Source organism: Hymenobacter endophyticus (assembly GCF_032464715.1).
GTDB classification, from domain to species: domain Bacteria; phylum Bacteroidota; class Bacteroidia; order Cytophagales; family Hymenobacteraceae; genus Hymenobacter; species Hymenobacter endophyticus.
Genome location: NZ_JAWDJT010000001.1, coordinates 321,635 through 339,553, shown reverse-complemented (window position 1 = coordinate 339,553; position 17,919 = coordinate 321,635). Strand labels below are relative to the sequence as shown.

The 17,919-nt window shown below is 61.9% G+C and carries 11 protein-coding genes; 7 read left to right on the top strand and 4 right to left on the bottom strand.

Annotated features, from left to right (window positions below; all coding sequences use genetic code 11):
• Window positions 1-140 precede the first annotated feature (140 nt).
• Window positions 141-2,684, top strand: a complete 2,544-nt coding sequence (locus tag ROI90_RS01405; RefSeq protein WP_315996553.1) for a glycosyl hydrolase 115 family protein — start codon at window positions 141-143, stop codon at window positions 2,682-2,684.
• A gap of 163 nt (window positions 2,685-2,847) precedes the next feature.
• Entirely contained in the window at window positions 2,848-4,533 is a 1,686-nt protein-coding gene (locus ROI90_RS01400; protein ID WP_315996727.1) for a glycoside hydrolase family 43 protein, read from the top strand.
• A gap of 187 nt (window positions 4,534-4,720) precedes the next feature.
• Here the strand turns inward: ROI90_RS01400 and galK are convergent, their stop codons facing one another.
• The 3 genes from galK to kduD all read right to left on the bottom strand — a co-directional run bounded on the left by galK (window position 4,721) and on the right by kduD (window position 7,739).
• Window positions 4,721-5,884 carry a galactokinase gene (gene galK, locus ROI90_RS01395; RefSeq protein ID WP_315996552.1) on the bottom strand — a complete coding sequence of 388 codons (1,164 nt, stop codon included), beginning with the start codon at window positions 5,882-5,884 and terminating at the stop codon, window positions 4,721-4,723.
• A gap of 134 nt (window positions 5,885-6,018) precedes the next feature.
• A complete protein-coding gene (gene kduI, locus ROI90_RS01390; RefSeq protein WP_315996551.1) occupies window positions 6,019-6,837 on the bottom strand; it encodes a 5-dehydro-4-deoxy-D-glucuronate isomerase in 819 nt (272 codons plus the stop codon).
• A gap of 140 nt (window positions 6,838-6,977) precedes the next feature.
• Window positions 6,978-7,739: a 2-dehydro-3-deoxy-D-gluconate 5-dehydrogenase KduD gene (kduD, locus tag ROI90_RS01385; RefSeq protein WP_315996726.1), complete on the bottom strand. Its 762-nt coding sequence runs from the start codon at window positions 7,737-7,739 to the stop codon at window positions 6,978-6,980.
• Between the two features lie 503 nt (window positions 7,740-8,242).
• Here kduD and ROI90_RS01380 point away from each other — a divergent pair.
• The 3 genes from ROI90_RS01380 to galB all read left to right on the top strand — a co-directional run bounded on the left by ROI90_RS01380 (window position 8,243) and on the right by galB (window position 14,385).
• Window positions 8,243-9,856, top strand: a complete 1,614-nt coding sequence (locus tag ROI90_RS01380) for an alpha-N-arabinofuranosidase (protein ID WP_315996550.1) — start codon at window positions 8,243-8,245, stop codon at window positions 9,854-9,856.
• Window positions 9,857-9,924: 68 nt separating this feature from the next.
• The gene (locus ROI90_RS01375) at window positions 9,925-11,856 is read left to right on the top strand and encodes a glycoside hydrolase family 97 protein (protein WP_315996549.1); all 1,932 of its coding nucleotides are present in this window, start codon (window positions 9,925-9,927) and stop codon (window positions 11,854-11,856) included.
• 57 nt (window positions 11,857-11,913) lie between these two features.
• A complete protein-coding gene (gene galB, locus ROI90_RS01370; protein ID WP_315996548.1) occupies window positions 11,914-14,385 on the top strand; it encodes a beta-galactosidase GalB in 2,472 nt (823 codons plus the stop codon).
• Window positions 14,386-14,458: 73 nt separating this feature from the next.
• Here galB and ROI90_RS01365 read toward each other — a convergent pair whose 3' ends face one another.
• A complete protein-coding gene (locus ROI90_RS01365; protein ID WP_315996547.1) occupies window positions 14,459-15,052 on the bottom strand; it encodes a glutathione peroxidase in 594 nt (197 codons plus the stop codon).
• Window positions 15,053-15,256: 204 nt separating this feature from the next.
• Here ROI90_RS01365 and ROI90_RS01360 point away from each other — a divergent pair, with 204 nt between their 5' ends.
• Together ROI90_RS01360 and ROI90_RS01355 are read left to right on the top strand one after the other, a co-directional pair.
• The gene (locus ROI90_RS01360) at window positions 15,257-15,949 is read left to right on the top strand and encodes a 3'-5' exonuclease (RefSeq protein WP_315996546.1); all 693 of its coding nucleotides are present in this window, start codon (window positions 15,257-15,259) and stop codon (window positions 15,947-15,949) included.
• A gap of 8 nt (window positions 15,950-15,957) precedes the next feature.
• Window positions 15,958-17,862 (top strand): DUF294 nucleotidyltransferase-like domain-containing protein, encoded by a 1,905-nt coding sequence (locus tag ROI90_RS01355; protein ID WP_315996545.1) that lies wholly within the window; start codon window positions 15,958-15,960, stop codon window positions 17,860-17,862.
• Window positions 17,863-17,919 lie beyond the last annotated feature (57 nt).

The following is a 17,919-nucleotide window of genomic DNA, read 5'->3' as shown; positions in this document are numbered from 1 at the left end:
CATCGTTGAACGAACGGGCCCGCGTCTATTAAACAACTTCAGCAACGACGAGACGCAAAATATTGCGTCTCTGCCTCCTGCTTACGCGGCCTGGCGCAAAAAAACGTCTGATTCCCACCCACCGCATCCCACCCGCCCCCATGCTCATTCCTTTCCGTCGTTCCGCGCTGCTGAGCCTATTGCTGCTATGGCTGCTGGCCGGTTCCGTGGCCGCCCAGCCCGCCGCCTACGTTTCCGCCAAGAAATCCAGCGGCAGCTTTCCGCTGGCCGTTTCCGGCCAAGCAGCCCCTCTCTACGCCAGCGCCCAGGACTGGCCCGGTGTGCTGCGGGCCGCCCGCGACCTGCAGGCCGACATCAACCGCGTAACCAAGCGCACCCCGGCTTTCACCACCGAAAAACCCAGCGGGAAGGAGGCCGTGCTCATCGGTACCATTGGCAAAAGCCCCCTAATTGACGGGCTGGTGCAAGCTGGCAAGCTGGACGTAGCGGGCGTGGCCGGCAAGTGGGAGGCTTTTGTGCTGCAAGTGGTAGAAAAGCCGCTGCCGGGCGTGGAGCGGGCCTTGGTTATTGCCGGTAGTGACAAGCGCGGCACCATTTTCGGCATCTACGATTTGTCGCAGCAGATGGGCGTGTCGCCCTGGTACTGGTGGGCCGATGTGCCGACCAAGCCCCAACAGACGCTGCACGTAGCCGCCGGCCGCCACACCCAGGGTGAGCCGAAGGTGAAGTACCGGGGCATTTTCCTTAACGACGAAGCCCCGGCCCTTACTGGCTGGGCCAAGGAGAAGTTTGGGGGCATCAATTCCAAGATGTACGTGCACGTGTTCGAGCTGCTGCTGCGCCTGAAGGGTAACTACCTCTGGCCCGCCATGTGGGGCAACGCCTTCAACGACGATGACAAGCAAAGCCCGGTGCTGGCCGACGAGTACGGCATTGTGATGGGCACTTCTCACCACGAACCCATGCAGCGGGCCCAGCAGGAATGGAAACGCTACGGCAAAGGCCCCTGGAATTACCAAACCAACGAAAAAGCCCTGCAGGACTTCTGGCGCCAGGGCATCCGCAACATGGGAACCCACGAGAGCATTGTGACCATGGCCATGCGCGGCGACGGGGACGAGCCCATGAGCGAGGACAGCAACATTGCCCTGCTGGAGAAGATTGTGGCCGATCAGCGCCGGATTCTGGCCGAGGAAACCGGCAAACCCGCCGCGCAAACCCCGCAACTGTGGGCGCTCTACAAGGAGGTGCAGGACTACTACGACAAGGGCATGCGCGTGCCCGACGACATGACCCTGCTGCTCTGCGACGACAACTGGGGCAACCTGCGCAAGCTGCCCAAACCCGGCGACGCCCCCCGCGCCGGCGGCTACGGCATCTACTACCACTTTGATTACGTGGGCGGGCCGCGCAGCTACCGCTGGCTCAATACCAACCCACTGCCCCGGGTGCGGGAGCAAATGCACCTGGCCTACGAGCACGGCGTCAACCAGATCTGGATTGTGAACGTGGGCGACCTGAAGCCGATGGAGCTGCCCATCAGCTTCTTCCTGGACTACGCCTGGAACCCGGCTACCATCAAAGCCGACCAGGTGGCCGCGTATACGCAACGCTGGGCCGCCCGGCAGTTTGGGCCCAAACACGCTCCGGATATTGCCGACATTCTGGCCAAATACGCCAAGTACAACGCCCGCCGCAAGCCCGAGCTGCTCGACGCCACCACCTACAGTCTGGCTACCGGCGAATGGGCCACCGTGGTAGCCGAGTACAACACCTTACGCACCCGGGCCCAGGTCATCGAAAAGCAGTTGCCAGCGGAGTATCAGGCTGCGTACTTTCAGCTGGTGCTGCACCCGGTGCAGGCCTGCGCCAACCTCAACGAGCTGTACTACACCGTGGCCCTCAACCAGGAAGCCGCCAAAGCCAACCAGCCGAACACCAACGCCTTGGCCGAGAAAGCCCGGGCCCTGTTTGCCAAGGACGCCGAAATCAAAAACCGCTACCACACCCTGGCCGGCGGCAAATGGAACCACATGATGGACCAGATGCACATCGGCTACACCTCCTGGCACGATGAGCCCCGGGACCTGATGCCTGCCGTTGTCACGCTGCCCGCCGGGGCCGCCCCCAAGCCCGTAGTCGCCCCGGTGCTGCCAGCCAGCGGTACGTATGTGTCGTTGGAGGCGGAGCACTACACCCAGGCCGTTGGCGCCGGCTCCGTTACCTGGCAGCGCCTGCCCGACCTGGGCCGCACGCTGGGCGCGGTAAGCAGCTTCCCGACCACGGCCGCGCCGACTCTGGCTCCGGGCGGCAACAGCCCGCATCTGGAGTACCGCATCACGCTTAATCAGGCCGGCCCGGTAACGGTGCAGGCCTACTTTGCGCCCACGCTGGACTTTACCAACACCACCGGCCTGCGCTACGCCGTGTCTTTGGATGAGGAAGCGCCCCAGATTATCAACCTGCACACCGGCATGAAGCCCGGTGAGCATAACCAGATATGGGAGAAAGTGGTGGCCAGTAACATCATTCTCAAAGCCTCCCAGCACAACGTGGCCGCGGCAGGTACACACACGCTCAAATTCTGGCGCATTGACCCCGGCGTGGTGCTGGAGAAGCTGGTGGTGAGCACCGGGCCGCTGCCCGCCACCTACCTCGGCCCGCCACCCACCGGTAAGCGGTAACGCCCGGTCCGGCGGCTGCAAGCCGTCGGGCCGGTTGCCGTGAGCTGATGCTGGCGCCGCAGTAGTCAGATGGCCCGCCCGACAACCGGACCGGCGGCGGCAAGCCGTCAGCCCGGTTCCAACTATAAACCATCCATCCGAAACCCAAACGAAGGTGAAAAACATGAAAAGTAGCCTGTGGCTGATGTCCGCCCTGGCGGGGGCGCTGCTTAGTGCTCCGGCCGCCTCGGCCCAGTCAATTACCCTCACCAACCCCATCCTGAGCGGCTTCTACCCCGACCCCAGCGTGGTGAAGGTGGGCCCGGACTACTACCTGGTAAATTCCACGTTTTCCTACTTCCCGGGCATTCCGGTGTTTCATAGCCGGGACCTCAAGAACTGGCAGCAGGTGGGCAACGTCATCAGCCGGCCCTCCCAGATGAACTTCCTGGGTGACCGGATGACGCGGGGGCTATTTGCGCCGGCCATCGACTACCACAACGGCACCTACTACCTCACCTGCACCCTCATCGACCACAAAGGTAACTTCGTGGTGACGGCCAAAAACCCCGCTGGCCCCTGGAGTGACCCCATCTGGCTGCCGGAAGTGAAGGGCATCGACCCTTCGCTGTTCTTCGATAATGACAAGGTCTACGTTATCTACAACAGTGACCCACCCGACAACAAGCCGCTCTACGACGGGCACCGCTCCATTAAAATCATGGAGCTGGACCCGGCAAAGCTCCAGACCATCGGGGAACCCAAAATCCTGGTGAACGGGGGCGTGAACCTAAGCAAAAAGCCGGTTTGGATTGAAGGCCCCCACATCATGAAGCGCAACGGTTGGTACTACCTGTACGCCGCCGAGGGCGGTACCTCCGTCAACCACACCGAGGTGGTATTCCGGAGCAAGTCGGCGCTTGGGCCGTTTGTCCCCTACGAAAACAACCCCATCCTGACCCAGCGCACCCTGCCTGCCGACCGTAAGAATCCCATTACCTCGGCCGGGCACGCGCAGTTTGTAGAAGGCCCCGACGGGCAGACCTACGCCATTTTTCTGGCTGTGCGCCCCTACGAGGGGAACTACTACAACACCGGCCGCGAAACCTTTATTGCCCCCGTAACCTGGCAGAATGATTGGCCCGTTGTGAATACTGGCCCTCAGGGCGTCGCGTATTCCTACTCGGCCAAATACCCGGAGGTAAAACAACCCGGGGGCCGGCCCCAGAGCGGCAATTTCCGGTACACGCTCACCTTCGAGCGGCAGCTGGACCCGGCCTTGCTGTTTCTGCGCACTTATGATAGCACCATGTTTTCCCTGAGCAAAGCCGCCGGCCTTACTCTCAAGCTCAAGCCCGAAACTTGCGCCGAGCCAGGCAATCCGGCCTTCATTGGGAAGCGGCAGCAGCATATGTACTGCACCACCGAAACCGCGCTGAATTTCACGGCGAAATCAGCTAAGGAGAAGGCGGGTTTGGTGGTATTTCAAGACGAGAAACACTTCTACTACCTCTGCAAAACTCTGTCCGATGGCAAGCCAGTGCTGCAGCTGCTCAAGAGCCGCCCCGATGCGGCGGAGCCGGAGCTGCTGGCCCAGGCTCCGCTCAAAGCGGCCAGCGGCCAGGTGCAGCTCCGCATCACGGCCGCCGCCGATACCTACGGCTTCCAGTTCTCGGAAAACGCCAAAACCTGGATTTCCCTGAAGGAGAAGGTTGATGCGCGCTTCCTGAGTACCCAAACGGCCGGCGGCTTTATCGGCTGCCTGATCGGGATGTACGCCACTTCCTCGGGCGCGCCTACCACCAGTACGGCCGCCTTCCAGTGGCTGAAATATGCCGGTAATGACCCGGTGTACGCTCCGGCCAAGTAGTACGTTTCTTTCCACGCACAAGGCCCGCTACAGACTAGTAGCGGGCCTTGTGCGTAGGTTTGGTAGCGAGGCTGCCGTGGCGCAGCCTATTTACAGTGTGTTTCCGTTGGCTGGCACGGGCCCCGGGCAGTGTAGGCGAGGTACGTGGGGCCGAGGACTGCGCGACCAATAGCAACCTGGGAACCCCCTAGGCTGCACTCACGCCCGCCACAATCTGTGCCTGGTAAGTCTCCAGCGACCGGCCGTACCGGGCCGTAAAGCGCCGCGACACTTCCGCCAGGAAGTTTTCTACCTGCTCGGGCGCTACCAGGTTAATGGTGCAGCCGCCAAAGCCGCCACCCATCATGCGGGAGCCAAACACCCCCGGCAGACCGGTAGCCGCCTCCACCAGGGCGTCCAGCTCGGGGCAACTTACCTCGTAGTCGTCGCGGAGGCCGGCGTGGGAGGACAGCATCTGTTGCCCGAAGGCTGACAGGTTACCGGCCTTAAGGAAGCTGCAGGCCGCCAGCACCCGTTGGTTTTCCTCCAGCACGTAGCGGCAGCGTCGGTAGGTAACCTCATCCAGCTCAGCTTGGTGCGCGTGCAGTTGCTCCAGGGTCACGTCGCGCAGGCTCCCGATGCCCGGGTAGTGCCCACGGAACACGGCCACGCCCTGTTCGCACTGAAGGCGGCGCACGTTGTACTCCGAATCAGCCAGGTTGTGCTTGACGCCGGAGTTACAAAGCACTACCTGCGCTGCCTGGGTGTCGAAGGGGAAGTACACGTATTCCAGGGAGCGGCAATCCAGGCGTACCGCGTGGCCGGTCCGGCTCATGGTGCTGGCAAACTGGTCCATGAGTCCGCACAGCACCCCCGCAAATTCGTGCTCCGCCTTCTGGGCCAGTTGGGCCAGCTCAATCGGCGGCAGCCCGTAGCCGTGCAGCTCGTTCAGCGCGTACGCCAACCCGCACTCTACCGCCGCCGACGAGGATAGTCCTGCACCCATGGGAATAGTGCCGCCAAACACGCAGTCGAAGCCCGCTACGGGTAGGCCACGCTGCTGAAACTGCGCCGCCACCCCCATCAGGTAGTTGGCCCACTGCACCTGCCCCGGCTGCAAGGGCGCAGCCGTCAGCTCCACTTCGTGCCGCTCCTGCTTGTCGAAGGCCAGCAGGCGGAGACGGTTAAGCCCATTGGGAGCCACCGCAAAGTAGATTTCCTTGTTGATGGCGGCTGGTAGCACAAAGCCCTGGTTGTAGTCGGTGTGCTCGCCAATGAGATTCACGCGGCCGGGAGCCCGCACCAGCAGCGCCGGCTCCCGGCCGAACGCATCCTGAAACGCTCCGGCAATGGCTTGAACAAGAGGTTGCATGAGAAAGTCAAAAATGGGTGGGACAAGGTAGGGCAGAGGTCAGGGCAGGAGGCGCAACGGGTGGAGTAGAATTCGGCTGGTAAAGCCCGGGTTAGCCAGGCTTTTTCAGAGGGCAATGGCGGCACAATAGCCGTTTACCGCAGGTCGTAGATGCCTACTGCATCCATGTCGGTGTACTCCAGGTTTTCGCCGGCCATGCCCCAGATAAAGGCATAGGCCGCCGTGCCGCAGCCGGTATGAATAGACCACGGCGGCGACAGAATGGCTTGCTCGTTGCTGACCCAGAGCGGGCGGGTTTCGCTGGGCTCGCCCATCAGATGCAGCACGCGCTGGTTTTCGGGCAGGTTGAAGTAGAGGTAGGCCTCCATGCGCCGCGTGTGGGTGTGGGAGGGCATGGTGTTCCACACCGAGCCGGGCTTGAGCTGGGTGAGGCCCATTACCAGTTGGCAGCTCTGAATCCCCTCGGAGTAGATGTACTTGTAGATGGTGCGTTGGTTGGCGGTTTCCAGCGTGCCCATTTCCACCGGCGTGGCCTCGGCCTGGGTTTTGCGCGTGGTGGGGTAGGTGTGGTGCGCCGGCGCCGACAGCACGTAGTACTTGGCTGCCTCGCCCCCGAACTCCACGCGCTGGGCACCCTTGCCCACGTACAGGCAGTCCTGGTGGCCCAGCTCGTACACGGTGCCATCCACGGTTACCTGTCCGGGCTGCCCAATATTGAGAATGCCCAGCTCGCGGCGTTCCAGAAAATAGCGAGCCTTTAGCTCCTCAGGGCAGGGTAGCAGCACCGGAGTTGCGCCGGGCTGCACGCCGCCCACAATCATGCGGTCGTAGTGGGTGTATACCAGCGTGATTTCATCGGCCACAAAGAGGTGTTCAATCAGAAAATGTTCCCGCCGTTCGGCAGTCGTCATGGCCGCCGTTTCACGGGGGCTCACAGCAAAGCGTTGTTCCATCAAAGGTGAAGTGGTGAGTTTGCGAAGTAGTGAAATTGTGAAGTGGTGAGTTTGTGAAGTGGTGAAATTGTGACTCAACAGACTATCTGCCGGCCAGTTTCGCCCAGCAACTTCACAATTTCACCACTTCACAAATTCACCTACCGTCCCATCCAGCCGCCGTCTACGGTGAGGATAGTGCCGTGTACGTAGCTGCTGGCTTCCGAAGCGAGGAACACAGTAGGGCCCTTGAAATCATCGGGGGTGCCCCAGCGGCTGGCCGGAATACGGCCCAGAATGCTCTGGCTCCGGTCGGGGTCATTGCGCAGGGCCTCGGTGTTGTCGGTGGCTATGTAGCCGGGAGCAATGGCGTTTACGTTTACGCCGCGGCCACCCCACTCGTTGGCTAGGGCCTTCACTACGCTGCCAATAGCGCCCTTGCTGGCGGCGTAGCCCGGCACATTGATGCCACCCTGAAACGTGAGCAAAGAGGCCGTGAAAATGATTTTGCCCCCGCCCTGCGTTAGCATGCGCCCCCCAATGGCCCGCGCCACCCGGAAGGGCGCATCCAGGTTGATGTTGAGCACCTCGTCCCACAGCTCGTCGGAGTGTTCGGCTGCGGGGGCCCGCTTGATGGTGCCGGCATTGTTTACTAAAATATCAATGCGCGGGAAGTCGGCCAGCACCTGCGCTACAAAGGCATCCACCTTCACGCGCTGGCTGAAATCGGCCTGATAAGCTGTAAACTTCCGGCCCAGGGCCTGCACTTTCTGCTCGGTTTCGGAGCCGCTCAGCGCCATGGTGGCCGATACGCCGATAATGTCGGCCCCGGCCTCGGCCAGGCCCAGGGCCATACCCTGGCCAATGCCTTTGTTGCAGCCCGTTACCAGGGCAATTTTACCAGTCAGATCAAAAAGTGGCATCACGAGAAAGAGGGTAGAGGTGAACTACTACGGCGCGCCCATTTGCCGCATTGGGCCTGCAAGTGCGGAAGGTAAGCGGTTACCGGCGTTTGGTCCGTTATACTGGCAAAGGTGCCACGCAATCGTTTGATTTTCTGCAAACAATTTTTGGCAATCCTGCTCCCACATGCTTTGGAGCAGGCTCCCATAGATAGTGCTTGCCAAATAGAAGACAACTGAACGGGTTTGACCACCACACCGTGTCAAAGCTGCGTCTGGTCGTTTCTGGCCCGTTAAGCTTCGGGCAATTCCGCCTGCACTTTACTAAGAAGGCCTCACTCAAAGTGCAGAAAACGTGTGACAGGCTTAGAAAAGTAAAGTTCATCCGGCGAACTAATGCCGATTTTTTTAGATGATCTACACAAACGATTGTGCTTCTAAGCTGATACCAGTAGCTTTGGCAGTAGCAGTGCCCGGTTCTTCCCACGCCCGACACCCACATCCCCACCAATTCTTCCCGCCTCATGCCACTTTCTCTTTCCTCTCGCTTCGTGGCTCGTAGCCGCCACGCGGTGCAGCAGCTTACTTTCCTGGCCGGCCTGGGCTGCGCGCCCCATCTGGCTCCGGCTCAATCGAAGGGAGGAGTAAGCCAAGCTGTGCAGATGACGGTGCAGCCCGGCAACCCCAAGCTCATTGTCAGCAAGCACATACAGGGGCAATTTGCCGAACACCTGGGCCGCTGCATTTACGATGGATTCTGGGTGGACCCCGCCCTGAACGTACCCAAGCAGGGCCGCATTCGGATGGATGTGGTGCAGGCCCTGCAAAAAATCAAGGTGCCCAATCTGCGCTGGCCCGGCGGCTGCTTCGCCGATACCTACCACTGGCGCGACGGAGTGGGCCCCACGGCCCAGCGGCCCAAAATGCTGAACCTGTGGTGGGGCAACGTGGTGGAGGACAATTCCTTCGGCACGCACGAGTTTCTGGAGCTGTGCCAGCTGCTGGGCACCGAGCCCTACCTGGCCGCCAACGTAGGCAGCGGCACGGTGCAGGAAATGGCGGGCTGGATGGAGTACCTGAACGCCAACGAGGACACGCCCATGGTGCTGGAACGCCGCAAAAACGGCCACCCCGAGCCCTACAAAGTATCGTGGTGGGGCATCGGCAACGAAAGCTGGGGCTGCGGGGGCAACATGACGGCCGAGTATTACACCGACGTGTACAAGCGCTACGCCACCTTCGCCCACGACTACCCCGGTACCCAGCTCAAGCGCATTGTGAGCGGGGCCAACGGCGACGACGCCCACTGGACGGAAACGTGCATGAAGAACATTCCGCTGAACATGATGTGGGGCCTGACCCTGCACCAGTACACCCTGCCCACCGACAGCTGGACTGGCAGCAAGGGCAAGGCCACCGGCTTCGGGGAGCAGGAGTACTTCAATACCCTGCGCAACGGCCTGCGCATGGAGCTCATTGTGACCAAGCACGCAGCCATCATGGATAAGTATGACCCTGAGAAAAAGGTGGCGCTGCTGGTGGATGAGTGGGGCGTGTGGACGGATGTGGAGCCGGGCACTAATCCGGGCTTCCTATACCAGCAAAATACCCTGCGCGACGCTCTGCTGGCCGGCACCACGCTCAACATCTTCAACAACCACTGCGACCGGGTGCGCGGGGCCAACCTGGCCCAGGCCGTGAACGTGCTGCAGGCCGTTATCCTGACTGAGAAGGAGAAGATGCTGCTCACGCCCACCTACCACGTATTCGACCTCTACCAGGTGCACCAGGATGCCCAGTACCTGCCCCTGCAGTTCCAGAGCCCCGAGTACGTGTTGGGCACCGAGAAAATTCCGGCCCTGAACGCCTCGGCTTCCCGGGACAAAAGCGGGGCCGTGCATATTTCCCTGGTCAACCTGAACCCCAACAAGGCCCTGCCGCTGGAAACGGCCCTGCCGGGCGTAAGCTGGAAGAAGGTATCCGGCCGTATCCTCACCTCCGGAAGCGTGAGCGACTACAACACCTTCGATAAGCCCAACGCCGTGCAGCTGGCCGACTTTAAGGGAGCACGCAAAAAAGGCGACAACCTGGCCCTGACGCTGCCGCCCAAATCGGTGGTGGTGCTGGAGCTCAAGTAGCCGTGTGCCACCGGCCGCTGCGCTGCGCGGGGCCGGCCGTAACCTTTTCTCACTCATCCTGCCCCGTCATGCGTTGCCTGCCCGTTTTTGTTGCCCTGCTGTTGCTGACTACCACCACCCATGCCGCCGAGCCTGTTCGGGTGGGTAGCCCCAACGGGGCCATCCAGGTTACCGTTGTCCTGGATGCGCAGGGCCAGCCCACCTACGCCGTGCAGAACGGTGGTAAGGAAGTGCTGCGCCCCTCCCGCCTGGGCCTCACCCTGGCTACGGCTGATTTGTCGCGGGGGCTGCAGCTGGATAAAGCCGGAAAGGTGGAAACCGTAACGGATAGCTACGTGCTCAGCACCGATAAGCGTGCCCAGTGCCGCTACCGGGCCAACCGGCGCGTTATCCGGTTTCGGGGTGGGAGCGGGCCCCGGCTGAGCGTGATATTCCAGGTTTCCAACGACGGTGTGGCGTTTCAGTATCTGCTGGAAGGCGCTAGCGCGCAGGTGCAGCGCATCACGGCGGAGCACACCTCCTTCCGGCTGCCAGCTGGGGCCCAGGGCTGGCTGCATCCGCACGCCAAAGCCCAGACCGGCTGGTCTAATACCCAGCCTTCCTACGAGGAGTATTACCAGCAGGGTATTGCGGCCGGCACCGCCTCGCCGCTGGGAGAAGGCTGGTCGTTTCCGGCGCTGTTCCGGGCCGGCGGCAACTGGCTGCTGCTCACTGAGGCCGGCCTGGGCCGCAGCTACTGCGGCAGCCACCTGGCCCACCAGTCGCCGGAGGGCGAGTACACCGTGGCCTTTCCCCAACCCGCCGAGCGCACCACCGCCACGGCCCCCGTACTGCCCGAAAGTACCCTGCCCTGGCGCACGCCCTGGCGCGTTATCGTGGTGGGCAGCACGCTGGCCCCCATCGTAGAATCAACGCTGACTACCGACCTGAGCGCCCCGGCCCAAACCCCGGTATCGGTGGCCGGGCCGGGCAAGGCGTCTTGGTCCTGGGTGCTGCTCGGCGACAATAACACAACCTACGAGGTGCAGCGCCGCTTCATCGACTACGCCGCCCGTATGGGCTGGCGCTACTGCCTGGTCGATGCCCTCTGGGACAAGCAAATCGGCTACGATAAAATGGCCGAGCTGGCCCAGTACGCCCGCGGCAAAAACGTGGAGCTGCTGGTGTGGTACAACTCCAACGGCAGCTGGAACCAGGCACCCCAAACCCCGGCCAACAATATTATGTTCGAGGCGGAACGGCGGCGGCAGGAGTTTGCCCGCATCCGCAAAATGGGCATTACCGGCGTCAAAATCGACTTTTTCGGTGGCGACGGGCAGTCGTTCATGAACTACTACCACGACCTGCTGACCGATGCCACGGCGGCCGGCCTGCTGGTCAACTTCCACGGCACTACCCTGCCCCGGGGCTGGAACCGCACCTACCCCAACCTGATGACCATGGAGGCCGTGCGCGGCTTTGAGTTCCTCACTTTCGAGCAGGCCAACACCGACCAGGAGCCCACCCACTGCGCCGTGCTGCCCTTCACCCGCAACGCCGTAGGGCCTATGGATTTCACGCCCATGTGCTTTTCGGAAATTCCGGGCAAGCAGCGCCGCACCTCCAACGCGTTTGAGCTGGCTTTGTCGGTGTTGTTTCAGTCGGGCATTCAGCACTACGCCGAAACCGACGAAGGCATGGCCCGACAGCCCGCCTTTGTGCAGGGTTTCGTGAAAAACCTGCCCCCGCGCTGGGCCGACGTGCGGTTTCTGGAGGGCTTCCCCGGGCAGTACGCCGTGCTGGCCCGCCAGGCCCCCAACGGCCGCTGGTACGTGGCCGGCATCAACGGCACCGACCAGCCCAAAACTATTCAGGTAGACCTAAGGAAGCTGGGGGGCAAAGGCGGCACCCTGATTCTGGATGGAGCCACTAACCGTAGCTTTGACACCCGGGCCGTAACGGAGCAGGTGCTGAGCCTGACCCTGCCGGCCCGGGGTGGCTTTGTTGTGCAGCCCCGATAGTGTGTCTGGGGTGCTCCGTCGCCAGCTCAACCTGTATTTTCTCTACTTCTTTTCCGCATGAACCTAGTACGCTCCTTTTTGGGCGCGGCCCTGCTCACGGCTGGCTACCTGCCCGCCGCTGCCCAGGCCCGCCACGAGTACCTGCTGACCACCAACTGGAAATTTACCAAGGGCGACGTGGCCGATGCTGCCAACCCCGGCTTCAACGATGCCAAGTGGCAGACGGTAAGTGTGCCGCACGACTGGGCCATTTATGGGCCGTTCAGCCCCCAGAACGACCTGCAGACGGTGAAGATTGAGCAGAACAACGAGAAGGAAGCCAAAACCAAGGCGGGCCGTACCGGCGGGCTGCCCTTCATTGGCACGGGCTGGTACCGGCGGCAGTTGCAGGTGCCAGGCTTCGGGGCCGGGCAGCGCGCCGTATTGGTGTTTGATGGGGCTATGAGCGACGCGCATGTGTTCGTGAACGGCCGCGAAATGGGCGCCTGGCCCTACGGCTACAACTCCTTCGCCGTGGATATTACGGAGGCAGTAAAGCCCACCGGCGACAATGTACTGGCCGTGCGGCTGCAGAACCTGCCGGAACAGTCGCGCTGGTACCCCGGCGCGGGCCTGTACCGGAATGTGCATCTCATCGTAACCAACGAGGTGCACATTCCGGTGTGGGGCACCTACCTGACCACGCCCACCATTACGCCGGAGTACGCCAAAGTGAAGCTGCGCACCAAGGTAGCCACGCCCGGCAACGCCTTCCAGCCCCTGCGCCTGGAAACCGACATCCGGGACGCCGGCGGCAAGGTGCTGGCCACCGTGTCTACGCCGCTTACTGCTACCGATGGGCAGGAGTTTGAGCAGAACCTGGTGGTACCCCAACCCCGGCTTTGGTCGCCGGAAACGCCGGTGCTGTACGCGGCCACGTCGCGGCTGTATGCCGGTGAGGTACTCAAGGATGAGTTTACGACGCCTTTTGGTATCCGCTCCTTCAGCATTGAGGCCGGCAAGGGCTTCGTGCTGAACGGGGAGCCGCGCAAGTTCAAGGGCGTGTGCAACCACCACGACCTGGGCCCGCTGGGGGCGGCCATCAACGTAGCGGCCCTGCGCCGCCAGCTCACCCTGCTCAAAGACCTGGGCTGCGACGCCATCCGCACCTCGCACAACATGCCCGCCCCGGAGCTGGTGCAGCTCTGCGACGAAATGGGCTTTCTGCTGATGGTGGAGTCGTTTGATGAGTGGAAGACGCCCAAAGTCAAGAACGGCTACAGCCGTCTGTTTGATGCCTGGGCTGAAAAGGACTTGGTGAACATGGTGCACCGCGACCGGAACCACCCGTCCGTCATTATGTGGAGCATCGGCAACGAAGTGCCCGACCAATGGGCGCCGGGCGGCAGCAAGCTGGCCAAGCGCCTGCAGGATATTGTGCACCGCGAAGACCCCACCCGCCCCGTAACGGCCGGCATGGACCAGTTTGATGCCGCCGTGAACAACGGCTTTGCGGCGGTGCTGGATGTGCCGGGCTTCAACTACAAGCCCCACCGCTACCCCGAGGCCCAGGCCAAACTGCCCCAGGGCTTTCTGCTGGGCTCCGAAACCGCCTCCACGGTGAGCAGCCGCGGGGTTTACAAGTTTCCGGTGGAAAAGGCCAAGGACAAGCGCTACCCCGATAACCAGTCCAGCTCCTACGACCTGGAAGCCAGCAACTGGTCGCAGACGCCGGATGAGGAATTTGCCGCCCAGGATGAGCTGGCCTACACCCTGGGCGAGTTCGTGTGGACGGGGTTCGACTATTTGGGGGAGCCTTGGCCCTATGATGAAAGCTGGCCTTCACACAGCTCCTACTTCGGGATTCTGGATCTGGCCGGGCTGCCCAAAGACCGGTTCTACCTCTATCGGGCCCGCTGGAACCCTACTCAGCCCACCCTGCACCTGTTGCCCCACTGGACCTGGCCCGGCCGCGAAGGTCAGACTACGCCCGTCTTTGCCTACACCAATTATCCCTCGGCCGAGCTGTTCGTGAACGGAGTAAGCCAGGGCCGCCAGACCAAAGGCCCCTCCAGCCAGCCCCAAACGCGCTACCGCCTCATGTGGAATGAGGTGAAGTACCAGCCCGGCAGCATTAAAGTAGTAGCCTACGACGACGCCGGCAAGGCCGTGGCCGAGGAGGAAGTGCGCACCGCTGGCCAACCCCATCACATCCGCCTCCTGCCCGACCACACCACCCTCACGGCCGATGGCCAGGACCTGGCCTACGTGACGGCCCGCGTGGAGGACGCCCAAGGTAACCTATGCCCCGAAGCCACCAACCAGCTGCAGTTCAAGGTGAAAGGGGCGGGCCGGTTCCGGGCCGTAGCCAACGGCGACGCCACTAGTCTGGAGTTGTTTCATGAACCCCGGATGCACGCCTTCCGGGGCCTGCTGGTTGCCACCGTGCAAGCCACCGATACCCCCGGCGCCTTGCAGCTCACAGCCGCTAGCAAAGGCCTGAAAAGCGCCACCGTGCAGCTGACTGCCCAGGCTAAACCAGTGAAATAACTAGCCGCTACCTCAAACAAGAAAGGGCTTCCTGGCAACTGGAAGCCCTTTCTTGTTCAGGATGCCTTAGTCGTTACTTGCCGGCCAGTTGAGTTGTTACCTCGGGGCCGAGGGGGGAAATGGCCGGGCCGAAGTAGTTGAGCAGGCGGCCGTCGGCGCTGATGAGGTACTTGGAGAAGTTCCAGTCGGGAGCCTGGTCGTTCCAGCCGTTGCGGCGGGCATCCGTGAGCCACTGGTACACGGGGTGCTGCTGGGGCTGCTTTACCACCACGCTTTTCTTCATCAGCGGAAAGGTAACCCCAAAGTTGACCTGACAAAACTGACTAATGACGTGGTCATCGGCCTTTTCCTGCTCCTTGAAGTCGTTGGCCGGAAAGCCCACCACCACCAGTTGCCCGGCGTACTGCTCCTGCAGCTGCTGCAACTCCTGGTATTGGTTGGTATAGCCGCAGTTGGAGGCCGTATTCACCAGCAGCACCTGCTTGCCCTGCAACTCCTGGAACGGCAGCGCCTGCCCGGTGTTGAGGGTGCCCGTCAGCTCATAAAACGAAGCGGGCGGGGCCGTAACTTGCTGGGCCTTCAGCACTTTGCCTTTGCTGCTGGATTTGGATAGGTGCATGATAAGCGGGTACAATGCGCCCATGATTTTCTGGCGGAATGAAGCCATATGCAAACGAAAATGGAAGTGACAACCTGTGAAAGTGCGGGCCTCGAATACCTCATTCGGCCCCCAAATGTTTTGCCGGGCGCTATGATGCAAAAGTAGCAGGGTAGTATATAAAGCGCCGGTGCCCGGCGGCCTGCCTGGTTGCGCTTGGCCCGTAGCGGCCAGCTGTTACCTTTACAATTCAGGCATTTTAACTAGGATAAGGTGGGGTACCTTTTGTTTGTAGACACGGAAACAACCGGCCTGCCCCGGCGCTGGCAGCAGCCGTACTCCGTCGAGCACAACTGGCCCTACATTGCCCAGCTGGCCTGGCAGTTGTACACCGAAGCGGGGGAGCTGGTAAAGTCTGAGGAAGCCTACCTGCCGGTGCCGGCCGGCAGCATGAGCGCCGCCTCCCAGGCTATTCACGGCCTCAGTCCGGAGTTTCTGGCCGCTCAGGGTCAGCCCCCCGAGCAGGTGTTACACCGCTTTCTGGCCGATGTGCAGCAGTACCAACCCCGCCTGGTGGGACACTTTCTGCAGCTGGATTTCCATATGCTGGGCGCAGCCTTCTGGCGGGCCGGGCTACCCAACCCCTTGCCCGGCCTGCCGCAGTTCTGCACCATGCAAAGCAGCCGCCTGCTGCCCTTCATGCCCGCCAACCGGCCCCTGCGCTTAGCGGAGTTATACGCGCTGCTGTTCCAGGAAACCATGCCGCGCCTGCATGATGCCCGCACCGATGCGGCGGCTACGGCCCGTTGTTTTTTCGAGCTGCGCCGCCAGGGCGTCATCTCCGAGGCAGTGCTGACCGGGCAAGTTCCGCTGGCCGAGCCCACCGGGGTGGTGCCGCCCACCGGCTGGGCACGGCTGCTCCAGGCCCTGCTGGGTGCGCTGAGTATACTTACTGGCTCTAACTGACTGATTTCATGGAAGACCGCCTGGCCATTCTGCGCCGCGTAGCCCCCTTCAATTTACTGCCTCCCGAGGTGCTCAATGGCCTCACCGGCCTGCTGCAGGAAGTGCACCACTCCCGCGAGCAGCTTCTCTACCAGCAGGATGCCACCAAGCTCCGCCACCTCGATATTGTGGTGGAAGGGGCCTACGACACGTTTTTCCTGGATAGCCAGCAGCTCAAGCGTCTGCCTGAGGAGTACGGGCCGGGCACCTGCTACGGGGGCATGTCCATCCTGCTCAACCGCAAACGGTCGTTGCGCACGGTGGTGGTGCGCAAGGGTACCCGCGTGCTGCAGCTGCCCCGCCGTGATTTTCGGGCGCTGTGCCTGGCTTATGAGCCGTTCTTCCACTACTTCACGGCCCGCTACGGGGAGCGGATGCTCAACGAGGAGTATGCCAACTTCGTGAAGGCCGTGGCCCCGCCCGAGCAGAACTTCCTGGTGGCCGACCAGCTGTTTTCCCGGCGCATCAACACCATTGAGGTGAGGGAGTTGGTTACCTGCCCGGCCCAGCTGCCCATTTTTGAGGCCGCCCGGCGCATGGCCGCCGCCAAGGTCAGCTGCCTGTTCCTGACGGATGAGCACACGGAAGAAATCATGGGCTACTGCACCGACATCACCCTGCGCGACACCGTGGTGGCCCAGTGCCTGGATGCCCGCCTCCCGGTGGCCGAGGTGGTGGCCACGCCTTTAGTGTCCATCAACCGCAGCGCCTTCGTGTACGAGGCCATTCTGCGCATGTTCCAGACCAAAACCCGCTACCTGCTGGTGGAGGAAAACGGCCGTTACCTGGGGTTCCTGAGCCGCAACAAGCTGCTCTCCGACCTGGCCCAGTCGCCGTTTATGTTTATTCAGGCCGTGAAGCTGGCCCAGAGCACCCGGGAGCTGAAGCGGCGCTGGGAAATGGTGCCCGACATTGTAAACCAGCTTCTGAGCCGGGGCGTGAAAGCCGACATCGTAAACCAGGTTATCACCACCGTGGCCGATACGGTAGCCCGCAAAGTCATTGAGAACGTGCTGGCCGACATCGGGGAGCCCCCGGCCCGGTTCGTGTTTATGGTGCTGGGCAGCGAGGGCCGCCAGGAGCAAACCCTGCTTACCGACCAGGACAACGCCATCATCTACGAGGACAAGGCCAACGAGCAGCGGGAGCTGGTGCGCGCCTACTTCCTGCGCTTCGCCACGGCCGTTTCCGACGAGCTGGACCACATCGGCCTGCACTTCTGCACCGGGGGCTTCATGGCCAAAAACCCCAAATGGACCCATTCTCTCTCGCACTGGAAGCGCAACTACCAGCAGTGGATGAGCGAGTCGAACCCCGAAACGGTGATGCAGTTTGCCACCTTCTTCGACTGCCGCTACCTCTACGGCGAGGAAAGCCTGATGCAGGAGCTGCAGGGGTTTCTGCACCAGGAGCTGGCCCAGCCCCTCGACCGGTTTCTGTTTTACATGGCCAAAAACGCCCTGCAGTACGAGCCGCCCCTCACGTTCTTCCGCAACATTCGCACCTTTGAGCAGGCCGGCCAGCAGGTGTTCGATTTGAAGAAGGCCATGGCGCCCATCGTGGATCTGGTGCGGGTGTATGCCCTGCGCTACCAGATTTTTCAGACCAATACCGGGGAGCGGCTGGCCCGCCTGCGGGAGCTGGGTGTGTTCAAGGACAAGGAAGTGCAGGAGCTGCTGCAGGCCTACTACTACCTGATGGGCATGCGCCTGCAGAAACAGGCCCGCCAGATCATCCAGGACCACACCGCGCCCACTAACTACCTCGACCCCCGCACCCTTACCCAGGTGGAGCAGGTCACGCTCAAGGAGATATTCAAGATCATCGGCGACTTCCAGCTGAAAATTAAGGTGAGTTTCGCCAAAACCTTGTAACTCCTTCGTTCTGTTTACGCTACTGTATCTGTACCATGACACGGGCCCTGGTTGTGC